15 protein-coding genes are annotated in these 13625 nt (G+C 33.0%); 6 read left to right on the top strand and 9 right to left on the bottom strand.

Annotated elements, in window-relative coordinates:
- Positions 1-73: 73 nt before the first annotated feature.
- The 6 genes from Q1B37_RS23980 to rsfS form a co-directional block, all read right to left on the bottom strand.
- Positions 74-340, bottom strand: coding sequence for an acyl-CoA-binding protein (locus Q1B37_RS23980; protein WP_299903284.1), 267 nt, complete (start codon positions 338-340; stop codon positions 74-76).
- 2 nt (positions 341-342) lie between these two features.
- The gene (locus Q1B37_RS23975) at positions 343-990 is read right to left on the bottom strand and encodes a phosphatidylserine decarboxylase family protein (RefSeq protein WP_299611043.1); all 648 of its coding nucleotides are present in this window, start codon (positions 988-990) and stop codon (positions 343-345) included.
- Positions 980-1789 (bottom strand): phosphatidate cytidylyltransferase, encoded by an 810-nt coding sequence (locus Q1B37_RS23970; RefSeq protein ID WP_299611041.1) that lies wholly within the window; start codon positions 1787-1789, stop codon positions 980-982. The genes Q1B37_RS23975 and Q1B37_RS23970 overlap by 11 nt, the downstream gene beginning before the upstream one ends.
- A gap of 1 nt (position 1790) precedes the next feature.
- The gene (locus tag Q1B37_RS23965) at positions 1791-2402 is read right to left on the bottom strand and encodes an LUD domain-containing protein (RefSeq protein WP_299611039.1); all 612 of its coding nucleotides are present in this window, start codon (positions 2400-2402) and stop codon (positions 1791-1793) included.
- A 119-nt stretch (positions 2403-2521) separates the two neighbouring features.
- On the bottom strand, positions 2522-4471 hold the full coding sequence (gene ftsH / locus Q1B37_RS23960) for an ATP-dependent zinc metalloprotease FtsH (RefSeq protein WP_299611036.1): 1950 nt from the start codon (positions 4469-4471) through the stop codon (positions 2522-2524).
- 11 nt (positions 4472-4482) lie between these two features.
- Positions 4483-4854 carry a ribosome silencing factor gene (gene rsfS / locus Q1B37_RS23955; protein WP_299611034.1) on the bottom strand — a complete coding sequence of 124 codons (372 nt, stop codon included), beginning with the start codon at positions 4852-4854 and terminating at the stop codon, positions 4483-4485.
- Between the two features lie 90 nt (positions 4855-4944).
- On the opposite strand from rsfS, the gene Q1B37_RS23950 reads away from it, so the two are divergent.
- Positions 4945-5676 carry a biotin--[acetyl-CoA-carboxylase] ligase gene (locus Q1B37_RS23950; protein WP_299903283.1) on the top strand — a complete coding sequence of 244 codons (732 nt, stop codon included), beginning with the start codon at positions 4945-4947 and terminating at the stop codon, positions 5674-5676.
- A 15-nt stretch (positions 5677-5691) separates the two neighbouring features.
- On the opposite strand, the gene Q1B37_RS23945 is transcribed toward Q1B37_RS23950, so the two are convergent.
- Positions 5692-6084, bottom strand: a complete 393-nt coding sequence (locus Q1B37_RS23945; RefSeq protein ID WP_299611029.1) for an SRPBCC family protein — start codon at positions 6082-6084, stop codon at positions 5692-5694.
- Positions 6085-6097: 13 nt separating this feature from the next.
- Positions 6098-6739, bottom strand: a complete 642-nt coding sequence (gene pyrE, locus Q1B37_RS23940) for an orotate phosphoribosyltransferase (protein ID WP_299611026.1) — start codon at positions 6737-6739, stop codon at positions 6098-6100.
- A gap of 8 nt (positions 6740-6747) precedes the next feature.
- Between pyrE and Q1B37_RS23935 the strand changes: the two genes are divergently transcribed.
- The 4 genes from Q1B37_RS23935 to Q1B37_RS23920 all read left to right on the top strand — a co-directional run bounded on the left by Q1B37_RS23935 (position 6748) and on the right by Q1B37_RS23920 (position 10070).
- Positions 6748-7356, top strand: a complete 609-nt coding sequence (locus tag Q1B37_RS23935) for an NUDIX domain-containing protein (protein ID WP_299611023.1) — start codon at positions 6748-6750, stop codon at positions 7354-7356.
- A gap of 15 nt (positions 7357-7371) precedes the next feature.
- The gene (locus Q1B37_RS23930) at positions 7372-8391 is read left to right on the top strand and encodes a hypothetical protein (RefSeq protein WP_299903282.1); all 1020 of its coding nucleotides are present in this window, start codon (positions 7372-7374) and stop codon (positions 8389-8391) included.
- Positions 8392-8475: 84 nt separating this feature from the next.
- Positions 8476-9393: a hypothetical protein gene (locus Q1B37_RS23925; RefSeq protein WP_299903280.1), complete on the top strand. Its 918-nt coding sequence runs from the start codon at positions 8476-8478 to the stop codon at positions 9391-9393.
- Complete coding sequence (locus Q1B37_RS23920) at positions 9390-10070, top strand: ATP-binding cassette domain-containing protein (protein ID WP_299903278.1); 681 nt, start codon at positions 9390-9392, stop codon at positions 10068-10070. The genes Q1B37_RS23925 and Q1B37_RS23920 overlap by 4 nt, the downstream gene beginning before the upstream one ends.
- Positions 10071-10090: 20 nt before the next feature.
- On the opposite strand, the gene Q1B37_RS23915 is transcribed toward Q1B37_RS23920, so the two are convergent.
- The gene (locus Q1B37_RS23915) at positions 10091-11836 is read right to left on the bottom strand and encodes a M14 family metallopeptidase (RefSeq protein ID WP_299903276.1); all 1746 of its coding nucleotides are present in this window, start codon (positions 11834-11836) and stop codon (positions 10091-10093) included.
- A 151-nt stretch (positions 11837-11987) separates the two neighbouring features.
- On the opposite strand from Q1B37_RS23915, the gene Q1B37_RS23910 reads away from it, so the two are divergent.
- Complete coding sequence (locus Q1B37_RS23910) at positions 11988-13586, top strand: SulP family inorganic anion transporter (RefSeq protein WP_299903274.1); 1599 nt, start codon at positions 11988-11990, stop codon at positions 13584-13586.
- Positions 13587-13625: the final 39 nt, after the last annotated feature.

Below are 13625 nucleotides of genomic sequence, written 5' to 3'. Positions count from 1 at the left end.
AAAAAACCCCTTGAAGCTAGCTTCAAGGGATTAAATAAAATCTTGTAAAATTGTCAACCTATTTTAGGACGACTCAATCTGTAATATGCTTATTTACAAGTTCTATGTATTTAAGTTTTGCTTCTTCTGAAGTAAGGTTTTTTACCTGAAAGAGTGCATTGAGTTTGAAGGCGTTTCTTAATTCGCTATCTCCAGAAGGTGTGTAAAAACCTTCGGTATGGGTTGCGTGCTTATAGTAAGCATAAAAATGAAGCATTACATCAGGAGGTAATTCAATTTTTGTGTTACAGGCTTTTTCAAAAGCCTTTTGGAAAGCAATATTTAATTCCTCGCTGGTCATACTTATACATTGGCGATAATGCTTTCGCCACCTCTTACTTTTTGATTTAAGGAAACGTTTACTTCAGTTCCTACCGGTAAATAAACATCTACTCTGGATCCAAACTTTATAAAACCACTATCGGATCCCTGAACAACTTTTTCGCCTTCCTCCGCATAATTTACAATTCTTTTTGCAAGTGCCCCAGCAATCTGTCTGTAAAGTACTTCTACAAAATTGTTTTTTACCACTACAGTCGTACGTTCATTTTCTTCAGACGCTTTTGGATGCCATGCAACAAGGTATTTTCCTGGATGGTATTTGCTAAAAGCTACTTTTCCATTAATCGGGTGTCTGGTTACATGAACGTTGATAGGAGACATAAATATCGATACCTGTAGTCTATTTTCTTTAAAGTATTCCTTTTCGAATACTTCTTCAATAACAACCACTTTTCCATCTACAGGAGCAACAACTGTATTGTCATTAATATCCGTATGTCTTTTTGGATTTCGAAAAAACTGTAGTATTAATATTAAAAAAACTAATGTTACCGCAAATATGGCAATAATCCATTGGTCTATTTGAATTGCAACATAAGATGCTGCATTAATGCCTAGAAAAAGTACTATGGCTACTGCTATGATTTTATAACCTTCTTTATGAAACATGGTTTAATATTTGTAAAAATGCGTATAAAAATGGACTTGCAAATATAATACTATCTAAACGATCAAAAATACCACCATGACCTGGCATTATAGAACCACTATCTTTTACTCCAGCTTGTCTTTTGAACTTAGATTGTATAAGGTCTCCTAGTGTACCAAAAATACTCATTATTATACTTATAATCAACCAAAGATAGATAGATAAGGTGTTAGAAAATATAGCAATTAAATAACCAGCTATTAGTGTAAAAATGAAACCTCCGATAAAACCTTCAATTGTTTTTTTAGGAGATATCCGTTCTAGTAATTTATGTTTTCCAAAGTTTTTCCCAACCAAATAGGCAAAAGTATCATTAGTCCATATCATTAGTAAAGGTCCGGCAATCATAATTGGGTTGTATATACCATCATAACAGGGTATAAGAGTAAGGAAAACAATGGATGTGATAAGATAAAATATGCTTGTAAAATATTTTCTTTTCTCGAACATAGGAATGATCCTAATGGTAATAAGGTCTCTAACTAAAAATAGTTGAGTGATTATGGTAAGCCCTAAAACAATTAAAGGGACCCATATTGGAATTTTTAAAGCAGGAATATGAAATAATAAAAGAAAACCAATAAACACAAGATATAACCAAGTGTTTTTTAAATGAATTAATTTTTGAAATTCATATAAGCAGATAATCCCAAAGATCACGAACACTCCAATGAAGGTATATTGAGAAACGAAAATAGAAATTAATAATAACGAGATATATAAAAAACCCGATAAAGACCTTGTGAGTATTTCCTTCATATTATAAATCTTCCAACAGCAGCAAATATAGATTTTTTGAGCTACTTCCGTAACTTAAGAAGTCTTTTTCTTTTTGCGGTTCGAAGTTTTTTATGGTAGTGATATTAGAAGGAATAGCGTTTTTATTTTTCTCTTTTATTCCTTTTAAACCTTCGCCAATACTATTAACTAATTGACTTGTTGATGCTAGTATTATAAAATCATCTGGTAATTCTGTTAGTTTCTTTTCTCTAAGCTGATTAGAGGAAACTAGAATTGCGCCACTATCTGCAATCAAATATTCACATGTGGCGAAAAAAAATGAAGCGGGTGATTTCTTGATATAATTGAGGTTAAATCCTGAAAACTTATGTTCTAATCCAATATCAAAACAGCAAACATCTTTTTCATACCAATCATTTTCTAAAAGGATCTTGTCAAAAGAATCAAGAACTTCATCATCACTATCGCAATAAAGGAATTTACCACCATTCCTTTTAAAGTTTATCATAAAGCTTTCATCAACAGGTAGGTTGATTTCAGGCATATATTTACTGCGATCTTCAGCATGTCGCTCCTTACTCTTTTGGTCTGATTTAGATTTCGAGGAAAATAATCTTCTAAATAGACTCATTTTTAGATGTCGTCGGGGATTTACGGGTTAACATTACTTTCAAAGATAAAAAAATCTTAACCTAATACTCTTATTAGATTAAGATTTTTTTAATTTACTTGTAAAAAAACGATCTCTTTCTAAGAAGGTTCAATGATCGTTTCTTCTTTTTTGTCGAAAGGACGTTTACCAAAAATTTTCTCTAGGTTGTCCTTAAAAATAACTTCTTTCTCTAACAATACTTCTGCTAGTTCTGTAAGTTTATCTTTGTTTTTTTCTAACAATTCAATAGCACGTTGATATTGCTCTTCGATGATGTTCGAAATTTCTTTATCAATCAGCTCGCTAGTTTGCTCACTATAAGGTTTTGTGAAACCGTACTCGTTTTGACCTGAAGAGTCATAATAGGTTAGGTTTCCTATTTTATCATTAAGTCCATAGATAGTAACCATGGCTCTAGCTTGTTTTGTAACCTTTTCTAAATCACTTAGCGCACCTGTAGAAATTTCATTGAAGATCACTTTTTCAGCAGCACGACCTCCTAAAGTTGCACACATTTCATCTAGCATTTGGTTTGGTCTTACGATCAACCTTTCCTCAGGTAGATACCATGCAGCTCCTAACGATTGTCCTCTCGGTACAATGGTTACTTTTACTAAAGGTGCGGCATGTTCCAACATCCAACTTACTGTAGCATGTCCAGCTTCATGAAATGCAATTGCCCGTTTTTCCGCTGGAGTAATAATTTTATTTTTCTTTTCTAAACCACCAACAATTCTATCTACTGCATCTAGGAAGTCCTGTTTACCTACAGCTTTATTTCCTTTACGAGCAGCAATAAGGGCAGCTTCGTTACAAACATTCGCAATATCCGCTCCAGAAAATCCTGGAGTTTGTTTAGACAAAAAGTCTGTGTCTAATTCATCCTCTTTTTTAAGAGGTTTAAGATGAACTTCAAATATTTCTTTACGCTCTCGAACATCTGGAAGATCTACATAAATCTGTCTATCGAATCGACCAGCACGCATTAACGCCTTATCTAATACATCTGCACGGTTGGTAGCAGCAATTACAATTACATTAGTATTGGTTCCAAAACCGTCCATTTCGGTAAGAAGTTGATTCAACGTGTTTTCTCTTTCGTCGTTAGATCCTGAGAAATTACTTTTACCTCTAGCTCTACCAATGGCATCTATTTCATCAATAAAAATGATAGCTGGTGATTTTTCTTTCGCTTGTTTAAATAAGTCACGTACTCTCGACGCACCTACACCTACAAACATTTCTACGAAGTCAGAACCTGATAATGAGAAAAACGGTACTTTAGCTTCACCAGCAACTGCTTTAGCTAATAATGTTTTTCCAGTTCCTGGAGGTCCTACCAATAAAGCTCCTTTTGGAATTTTACCTCCGAGAGAGGTGTATTTTTCTGGGTTTTTAAGGAAGTCAACGATTTCCTGTACTTCTTCTTTCGCTCCTTCTAATCCAGCTACATTTTCGAATGAAACTTTAACGTCTGTATTTTGATCAAAAAGTTTAGCTTTCGATTTTCCGATATTGAATATCTGACCACCAGCACCACCACCAGCGCCACCGCTCATTCTTCGCATGATAAATATCCAAACACCAATAATTAAAGCAAACGGAAGTAAAGTGATAAATATATCTCCCCACATATTACTTTCGGTATCATACCCTACTTCAGTAGAAAGATTGTTCTCACTTTTGATTCTAGAAATTTCATTCTCAAAATTTTGAAGATCACCAAACTCAAATTCATAATCAGGATCATTTGGGCTTGCTGGTAAAAATGAATTTCTTTTGTTTTTTGTGTGTTTATCTTGGTTTTTTGCTTCTGGAGTAAGATATACTCTAGCCAGCCTTCGATTTGTAATAATAACTATTTTCTCTACTTCTCCATTACTCAAGAAATTATTAAAATCAGAAGTGGATGTTTCTGGGGCAGATCCCATACTTCCTCCACCTAGAAAATTTAATGCTAAAAATCCAACGATTATTACACCATAAATCCAATATGCGCTAAACTTTGGTTTTTTATTCGAGTCCATTTTTTTATTGTCTTTAGCCATTTACGCCTTTTTTAATAGTTTGTTTCGATAGTTGTTGTTTTCGCATCTCCCCATAAACTTTCTATGTCATAAAATTCTCTGATGTGTTTTTGGAAAACATGGACAACTACATTTACATAATCAATCAATACCCACTCTGCATTTTCTCCACCTTCTACGTGCCAAGGTTTATCTTTTATAGACTTGCTTACCGTTTTTTGGATGGAATTAACAATGGCATTGACCTGAGTATTAGAAGTACCGTTGCAAATAACAAAATAACTACAAACTGTATTTTCAATTTCTCTTAAGTCCAAAATGGTAATATCATTACCCTTTACTTCTTCAATACCTTTGATTATATGAGTTATTAGTTGGTCAGTACCGATTTCTTTTTTAGTCATGCATTTTTTTTAATTTGTGTAAAGTTATTACTTTTTATGTTTATATGTTTGCATTTGCAGACATTTGTAAAAAATTTCACACTGTTAATTATGCATATAATCAAAGTTGATGCCATTGACTCTACAAATATTTTTCTTCGAGATATGAATCGAGAAAAGTCTTTGGATAAACCTGTTTGTGTTGTAGCACATGAGCAGTTGCAGGGCAAAGGTCAGATGGGTACTACTTGGCAAAGTAATCCGGGAGAAAACCTTACCTGCAGTGTGTTTATGCCAATTAATGATCTTGATATTGTTCATCAATTTTATGTATCTATGGTGGTTTCTATCAGTGTATACGAAACTTTAGAATCTTTACTGCTGCCAAAACTGTCTATAAAATGGCCAAACGACATTCTGTCAGATAGGTCTAAGATATGTGGTATTTTAATAGAAAATATGGTTAATAATGGCAGGCTTAAAGGAGTGATTATTGGTATCGGAATTAATGTGAATCAGCAGCATTTTGATAATCTTCCTCTGGCATCTTCCTTAAAACAAATTCTAGGTAAACATTTTGAACTGGATGAAGTATTATCTATTCTTTTAGAAAAGTTACAAAGTAGATTTGGAATACTAGCTCCAGCTAATTTTTCATTTATTAAAAAAACATACGAGTCCTTGTTGTTTAGAAAAAATAAACCCTCAACATTTATGGATGTCAAGGGTAATTCGTTCGTGGGTATTATTAAAGATATAACAACAGCTGGAAAACTTCAAATTCTATTAGAAGATGAAATTATTAGAAGTTTTGATCTTAAAGAAGTAAAGCTTCTTTATTGATCAAGGATGTTAAAACTATAATTTACCTATATTTTCACTTAGCGTATTGATAAAGTTTTGAATAGGATTTTTTATCATCATTCCCATCATAGCGTTAAATTGCCCTTCAAATACTAATTGAGTAGTGCTTTTTCCTTCTCCTGCATCTGCAATATTAGCGGTAAGTGTAAAAGGAAGTTTATCGCTGGCCGCTCCAAGAACAACAGTTGTAGGAGCAGTGTTACTTTTTTGTTCTAATACGATTTCTGGCATTCCTTTTAATTGAAAAAGAAATCTTGAATCGTTTAATTTTTCGAATTTTTGTTTGCTTTCTGGCATAAGTTCTTCAAAATTTTCAACTTTTGTTAAAAATTCAAAAACTTCTTGTTGAGTTTTTTCTACAGTAACTGTAGGGCTTTCTAGATTCATCGAGATTAAAAATTTATTGATTCCACTCTGCTGGATTTACTCTCCAGTTTTGTAGTGTTTCTTGTTGTTCTTCTGTAATGTAGTTTGTGTCCAAAGCTTGTTCCAGAAGATTTTCATAATTACTTAAAGTGTGCAAAGATAATGCCGCATCTTCAAAGTTCTGAGATGCTATATCAAAACCATAGTTGAAAATAGCTACCATTCCTTTAACATTAGCATTTACCTCTTTAAGAGCTTTTACCGCATTTAAACTACTTTTTCCTGTACTGATAAGGTCCTCAACTACTACCACATTTTTGCCAGACGGCACAATTCCTTCAATTTGATTTTTTCTACCATGTTTCTTAGCTTCAGGCCGAACGTAGATAAATGGAAGATTTAAGTAATCAGCTACAAGCATTCCTATTCCGATTGCTCCTGTAGCAACCCCAGCAATAACATCCGGTTTTCCGTATTTTTCTTCAATAAACTTAGCAAGATGTTCTCTCAAGAAGTTACGAATAACGGGATAAGAAAGAGTCACACGATTATCACAATAGATAGGAGATTTCCATCCAGAAGCCCATGTAAAAGGTTCTTGTGGTTGTAATTTAATTGCATTAATTTGCAATAGTAGTTCAGCAGTTTTTTTTGCTGTATTTTTGTCAAAAATCATAGTTGCAAATGTATAAAGTTTTTGTGAATAATACGCCTATTATTCTGTCCACAAAAAAGGGAATTGAGGATTATAAAACAATTCATATTAAAGATGTGGAATTTCCTGAAATTATTAGAGATATTTTGCATAAAGAAGATAAAGGTAAAGAGGTGAAATATCATTTCTATCATAAAAGTGAAGAAAAACTTTTGGAACATTTGTATGCAAAACTACCAGTAGTAGTCGCAGGAGGAGGAAAGGTTTATAATTCTAAAAAAGAGGTTTTATTTATCCATAGAAATGGGAAGTGGGATTTACCGAAAGGTAAAGCCGAGAAGAAGGAAGATATGGAAACTACTGCCATTAGAGAAGTAGAAGAGGAAACCGGAGTTACAGGACTGGAGATTACTAAATTCTTATATAAAACCTATCATATCTTCAAAAGAAACGGAGAATTTAGGCTTAAAGTAACCTATTGGTTTGAGATGAAAACCGAATATGATGGAGTGTTAACACCGCAAAAGAATGAAGGTATTATGAAAGTGAAATGGAAGGATGCTAAAAAAGCGAAAAAGGCTTTAAAAGATTCTTACGCAAATATCAAACAATTGTTTTCTCACGAATATTTATCCTAAAGTAAAAGTCAATATATGAGAGACTGTTTTACACATATATTGTTTTTTTCTATGATACATGTGTTTGCGCAATCTCATAAAGAATATACTCCGATTATAGAAGATTTTAATAAGGATGGTGTTAAAGATACTTTGTATGCGATTTATGACGGTGGAAGTAATTTTGGGGGAACAGATGTAAAACTTATTAATGGTAAAAATGCTGAGACCTATGAGCTTAGTAATTTTGGTTGTTTTTGTGCTATGACGACATTGCATTGGATTCCAGATGCTTTACAAAAACCAGAAAATCAATTGTTCCTGTCAGCTATACAAAAAAGACTGTTTCCAAAAGTACAAGAAGTCGCTGACCCTTCTTTAGAATGGATAATCAAAGGGAAATCTTCCAATCGAAAGTTCTCTAAAAATAAATATTTTGATCTTATTATTTATCCAGATATCTCTTGGGATAGTGTTCCAATAGTTGTTCCTAAAGATAATTATAGCATGATTTTGGGCGAAGATATGATTAAGATGCTTTTTCCTGAAGAAATAAGATTACACGTAAACAATGCTCCAGAAGTAAAAAAAGGTTTTTTGTCGTATTGCGGAAGATGTCATCAAATGAACGAATCTTCTCCAGAATTAGTAGCTAAAAATGATCTGTATGAGGTTTTCAAAACATCGCACGGAGTTTATGTAAGGAAAAAAGATTTGCAAAAATGGATTTTGGTAAATGAGATTAATCTAACCGGAAGTGTAGGTAAATTGAGATGGGATTCTATTAAACAAGTAGTATTGTTAGATACCTATTTGGTAATCCAGTTTTCGGGTGCTCCAGATTATTTTGATACTATATTTGTGAGTAATGTCGAAACTGGAATGGTGGGAAGGTTAAAATACCCGTATAGAGATAATACTTTAGATTATCCTAATGTGTTGGTTAAAGATCAAATGATTCGCTACGTGGATGAAGAGGAAGAAAAATCCTTTTTTCTAAATGCTAACGAGGTTTTTGAAGAGTTGGATTGCGTACATCTGAGATTGAAAGATTGATTTTAAGGTCTTGATAATATTTTTTTGTAACATATATATTACGAAGGTGACATATGTTATAATCTCAGTGGATAAATCAATAGTTTGAAATACTACTATCAATTACAATATAAACGCGTGCATAGTGCCTTTAAAGATTTTGGTACAGAACCTGTTATTGGATATCCTATTATAGTTTTTCTTTTTTGTTGGATGTCTCTGAGTTTTTTTGATCGAGTTTTATATGCTAATTATATCTATATTTTTATAGCAACAATATTTGCATATAGTCTTACGAATGCCAATCATGTAGAATTTCTTAAACAACATTTTTCAGCTGCTGAATACAGGAAAATCATGATTCTTAATAATCTTATAAAGGTTATTCCGTTTGCGCTTTTATTGGTAGTTAAGGGGTTTTTTATTGAAGCGTTTGTATTATGTGTAATAGGTGTTTTAATTTCTTTTCTTAAAAAAGGAAAACGACAAACTATAATAATACCTACTCCTTTTGGAAAAGAGCCTACAGAATTTATCATTGGTTTTCGAAAAACATTTTGGGTTTTTCCGTTGGTTTATGGTTTGACAGGTATAGCAATATATAAGGAGAATTATAACTTAGGAATCTTTGCTTTAATTCTAATTTTATTGGTATGTTCTGGTTATTATACAAAACCTGATCCCGCGTATTATGTTTGGATATATGATAAGAATCCAAAAGAGTTTTTAAAACATAAAGTTATGGTAGCTTTGAAGAATAGTTTGCTACTGGTTCTTCCCATTTTAATTGTATTAGTTGTTTTTTATGCCAAAGAAACTCATTTTACATTGCTGTTTTTATTAATAGGTTGGTTGTATTTGATAATGTATGTTTTTATGAAATATGCGTTTGAATATTATGGATTAGGAATATTTCAAGGAATTGTTGGAGCGTTGTGTTTGTTGTTTCCACCAATAATGATCATCACAATACCATATTTTTATAAAGAAGCTTTACGTAATTTAAATCAATCATTACAATGATATCTATCAAATCTTTATCAAAAAGCTATAATGATAATGAAGTACTAAAGGATATAAATCTGTCTTTTAACCCAGGAGAGATTCATGGAATAGTTGGAGAAAATGGTGCTGGTAAAACTACTTTGTTTAAGACCATTGCTGGTATAGAAAGTTTTAAAGGAGTTATTGAATATTCTGAGGGGACTCTTAAAAACGTGATGGGTTTTTTGCAAACAGATCCCTACTTCCTATCTAAGATTACAGGTAAAGAGTATTTAAGATTACTATGTAAAGCTAGAAGTCAAAAAGAGATTGATATAAATGAAAAAAACATTTTTGATTTACCATTAGATCAATATGCCGAAACCTATTCTACTGGCATGCAAAAGAAATTGGCGTTAACAGGAATTTTAATGCAAAAAAATGATGTTTATATTCTAGATGAACCATTTAATGGGGTTGATATTCATAGCAATGCGATTATCAATCAAATCTTGTTGAAGTTAAAAGAGCTTAATAAGATTATAATTTTGTCATCACATATTTTTTCTACCTTATACGATACCTGCGATTACTTACATTACTTAAAAAACGGAAGTATTCTTAGAAGTGCTGATAAATCAGAATTTCAAGCTATTGAAAAAGAAATGCAAAGCACTGGTATTCATCATAAAATAGATAAGCTTAACTTGCAATAACTACTAGTTTTTTTATGTTGTTATTTGTTAATTCGGTAAATAGGATATCTCAGGTGCGCTTTTTCGTAATTATTGGATTGCTTATGGATCCATTCTAATTGTGCATACCAATTTTTAGCAAATACAGTATCTTTTTTCTTTTCTTCAAACTGCTGCTTTAAAGTACTATCATTCTCCAATAATTCCAATGCTTTATCTTCCCATACATACGGAGAAAATCCTTCTTTCTGTTGTAGAATAGTATCAAAGAAATTCCAATTAAAGAAAGAATCTGGAGCTTCTGGTTCCAAAGTTTCCAAAATATATCTAAATCCTTTCTGATCTGTAAAAACAATATGATCACCTTTTTTGAATAAGATGGTTTCAACACTTTTGCGAACTTTGGTATTATAATGAAGATAATGTCCTTCATATGGAGCTTTTCTACTTTTGAAGTCTTCGATATGATATACTTCAACAGATATTGTGCTGTCTTTTTCTAAGGTTTTATATGAAATATGATTAAGATCTAATTTTTCTATAATTGGCCACCATCCTTTTGGAATTACATAGGCTTTTGGTGTTTTGATTGTCGTAGTAGGACTAAAATAATTTTGGTAACGAACTTCTTTAGTATAGGGTTTGTCATCGTAATATTTTAACCGTTTTGCACCCGTAACTTTACTTTCAATATAAGCACTTTCATATCCCTTGAATTTAAAATAAGTAGCTTTCGTTGTGTCTACTTTCCAGTTTACGATATACGTTTTTTGTTTGGGTAAATTGCTGAATGCCTTGGATCGTAAATCTTTTATTTTTTCACCGTCTTTTTCAGTAATGTCAATCATTGATTTCATAAGTTCATAAGTGCCTTCAACTCTTGGTTTATATGGTTTAAGCATATGAGTTTCTACCATCATTCCTAATGTGTTCCACAATGTGGTGTATCCGGTAGAATATCTTGGAGAATCCATAAACTGGGTCCATCCCTTATCCGGAGTAGTACCCCAAACATTTACATAAGGTGTAATGTCCCATTGTTTTTCTTTTAGAAGTGTTTCTAATTGTGGGTGCATCTCTTTGTTTAGATAAGCTCCTAACTCGCCATTTAATTTGTTGTGTTGGGTGAAAAGATGTGTTAGCGTGTATTGATAATCTGCTCCATTACTAACATGATTATCGATAAAAACATCAGGTTGTACTAGATGGAATATTTTAGCAAAAGTTTGAGCATTTTTAGTGTCACTTTTGATAAAATCTCGATTCAAGTCATAGTTTCTCGAATTTCCTCTGAACCCATATGCTTTTGGGCCGTTTTGATTAGTTCTTGTTCCGGTATTCCGATTCAAAGCGCCACCAATATTATAAATAGGAATAGTAACTAAGACGGTATTTTTAGGAGATTCGATAGTTCCATTTACTATGTCTCTAAAAAGCATCATCGTTGCGTCGATTCCATCACTTTCTCCAGGATGAATACCGTTATTTATTAGTAGAATACGTTTGTCTTGTCTGATTTTTTCAAAATCGAATATCGCTTCTGGGTTTAGAGTAACTATATGCAAAGGATTTCCGCTATCCGTCATTCCGATTTTCTGTATGTTGATCACTGGATAAGCTTTTGCAAGATTTTTATAGTAGGTAATCACTTCCTGATAAGTTGGTGTTTCGGTACCATTACTTTTTTCAAAGTTCGTGGTAAAATCAAAGTCTTTTAAGGAGTTTTCTTTGGAAGAGTTACAAGATATAATAGTTAGAATACTGATAATGAGTGTGATGATTCGCATGTGCAGTGTGAGTTAGGCATAAATATACTAAGTTTTACTTTTTTTTGATCTTCTATAACGTTTTAGTTTATTTCTTTCTTCAGATAGCTCTAGATTTTACTTGTTGGGATGTAAAATAACTGTATTTTTGCACCCTCAAAATAAACGGATTATGACTGAGTTTGTACGAAAAAGAGTAGCGAACGCCAAAAATGATATTCTATCTGGATTAACTGTAGCCTTAGCTTTGGTTCCAGAAGCAGTTGCCTTTGCCTTTGTGGCAGGTGTAGACCCGTTAGTTGGTTTGTATGCAGCATTTATGATTGGGTTGATTACTTCTGTTTTTGGAGGTCGTCCTGGTATGATTTCTGGTGCTACGGGAGCATTAGCCGTAGTAATGGTTAACTTAGTTGCAGAAGGGAATGCTATGGGAGCAGAAGGAGAGCAGTTAGGCTTGTATTATCTTTTTGCAACCGTTATTTTGATGGGAATTATACAAATGTTAGCTGGTGTTTTTAAACTTGGTAAGTTTGTTCGTTTGATACCACATCCTGTAATGATGGGGTTCGTAAATGGTTTGGCAATCGTTATTTTCCTTTCTCAGTTAGGAATGTTTAAAGAGTTTGTTGGAGGAGAAAAGGTTTGGATGCAAGGATCTGAATTATTCTTAATGTTAGGGTTAGTGGGATTAACAATGCTGATCATGTGGGGATTGCCTAAGATTAAAGCAACAGCCAAATTACCAGAAGCATTGATCGGAATTTTAGTAGTGTCGGCTATTGTAATTCTTGGTAAGTTAGATGTGGCAACTGTAGGTAGTTTTATTAGAGATGGAGGAGGAGAAGGTCTTAAAGGAGGATTGCCTCAGTTTCAGTTTGATATTTTTGATAAAGTGCCAATGAATTTAGAGACCTTGAAATTTATTGGCCCTTATGCACTAATCTTAGCAGCTATTGGACTAATAGAATCTCTAATGACTCTGAATCTTATTGACGAATTAACAGAGACTCGTGGAAATTCTAATAGAGAATGTCTTGCTCAAGGAGGAGCGAATATCATCACAGGTCTTTTTGGAGGTATGGGAGGTTGTGCTATGATCGGGCAATCGATTATTAATATCAAAGGAGGAGGACGTACTCGTTTATCTGGGATTGTAGCGGCAGTAACCTTATTAATGTTTATTCTGTTTGCTTCTGGATTGATAGAGCAAGTGCCTATCGCAGCCTTAGTAGGTGTAATGTTTATGGTTGTTATCGGTACTTTTGCATGGTCTAGTTTTAGAATATTGAATAAGATTCCTTTAACTGATGCTATCGTTTTAATTGCAGTATCATCACTTACTGTTTTCTTTGATTTGGCAGTAGCTGTAATAGCTGGTGTGATTATGTCTGCATTGGCATTTGCCTGGGAAAATGCTAAAAAGATTCGAGCTCGTAAACATGTTAAAGAAGATGGTACAAAGGTATATGAAATATGGGGGCCATTATTTTTTGGGAGTATTCAGGCATTTAACTCTAAATTTGATGTAGCCAACGACCCAGAAAATGTGGAAATTGATTTTATAGAATCTAGAGTAAGTGACCACTCTGCTTTGGAAGCAATTTTTAATCTTGTGGGTAAATACGAAGAAGCTGGTAAAAAAGTTAGAATTAAGCATCTTAGTGAGGAATGCCAGGCTTTGATGATTAAAGCGTCTCCAAGATTAGCAAATGTGATAGAGCATGATATTGATGATCCACGGTATCATGTAATGGCCAAGGCAATGAAGTAAACTGGCAATACGCTTTATTTTGAGATGTTTAAATCTCGA

Source organism: uncultured Aquimarina sp. (genome assembly GCF_947492965.1).
GTDB lineage: Bacteria > Bacteroidota > Bacteroidia > Flavobacteriales > Flavobacteriaceae > Aquimarina.
Note: the sequence above shows the minus strand (reverse complement) of the source record. Positions and strands in the feature narration are given on the sequence as shown.

Bases quoted from the DNA above. Each gene is read 5' to 3' on its own strand.
- rsfS (WP_299611034.1), bottom strand. From the start codon at position 4,854: ATGACTAAAAAAGAAATCGGTACTGACCAACTAATAACTCATATAATC.
- ftsH (WP_299611036.1), bottom strand. From the start codon at position 4,471: ATGGCTAAAGACAATAAAAAAATGGACTCGAATAAAAAACCAAAGTTT.
- Q1B37_RS23980 (WP_299903284.1), bottom strand. From the start codon at position 340: ATGACCAGCGAGGAATTAAATATTGCTTTCCAAAAGGCTTTTGAAAAA.
- pyrE (WP_299611026.1), bottom strand. From the start codon at position 6,739: ATGATTTTTGACAAAAATACAGCAAAAAAAACTGCTGAACTACTATTG.
- Q1B37_RS23930 (WP_299903282.1), top strand. From the start codon at position 7,372: ATGAGAGACTGTTTTACACATATATTGTTTTTTTCTATGATACATGTG.
- Q1B37_RS23915 (WP_299903276.1), bottom strand. From the start codon at position 11,836: ATGCGAATCATCACACTCATTATCAGTATTCTAACTATTATATCTTGT.
- Q1B37_RS23910 (WP_299903274.1), top strand. From the start codon at position 11,988: ATGACTGAGTTTGTACGAAAAAGAGTAGCGAACGCCAAAAATGATATT.
- Q1B37_RS23950 (WP_299903283.1), top strand. From the start codon at position 4,945: ATGCATATAATCAAAGTTGATGCCATTGACTCTACAAATATTTTTCTT.
- Q1B37_RS23975 (WP_299611043.1), bottom strand. From the start codon at position 990: ATGTTTCATAAAGAAGGTTATAAAATCATAGCAGTAGCCATAGTACTT.
- Q1B37_RS23970 (WP_299611041.1), bottom strand. From the start codon at position 1,789: ATGAAGGAAATACTCACAAGGTCTTTATCGGGTTTTTTATATATCTCG.
- Q1B37_RS23920 (WP_299903278.1), top strand. From the start codon at position 9,390: ATGATATCTATCAAATCTTTATCAAAAAGCTATAATGATAATGAAGTA.
- Q1B37_RS23945 (WP_299611029.1), bottom strand. From the start codon at position 6,084: ATGAATCTAGAAAGCCCTACAGTTACTGTAGAAAAAACTCAACAAGAA.
- Q1B37_RS23965 (WP_299611039.1), bottom strand. From the start codon at position 2,402: ATGAGTCTATTTAGAAGATTATTTTCCTCGAAATCTAAATCAGACCAA.
- Q1B37_RS23935 (WP_299611023.1), top strand. From the start codon at position 6,748: ATGTATAAAGTTTTTGTGAATAATACGCCTATTATTCTGTCCACAAAA.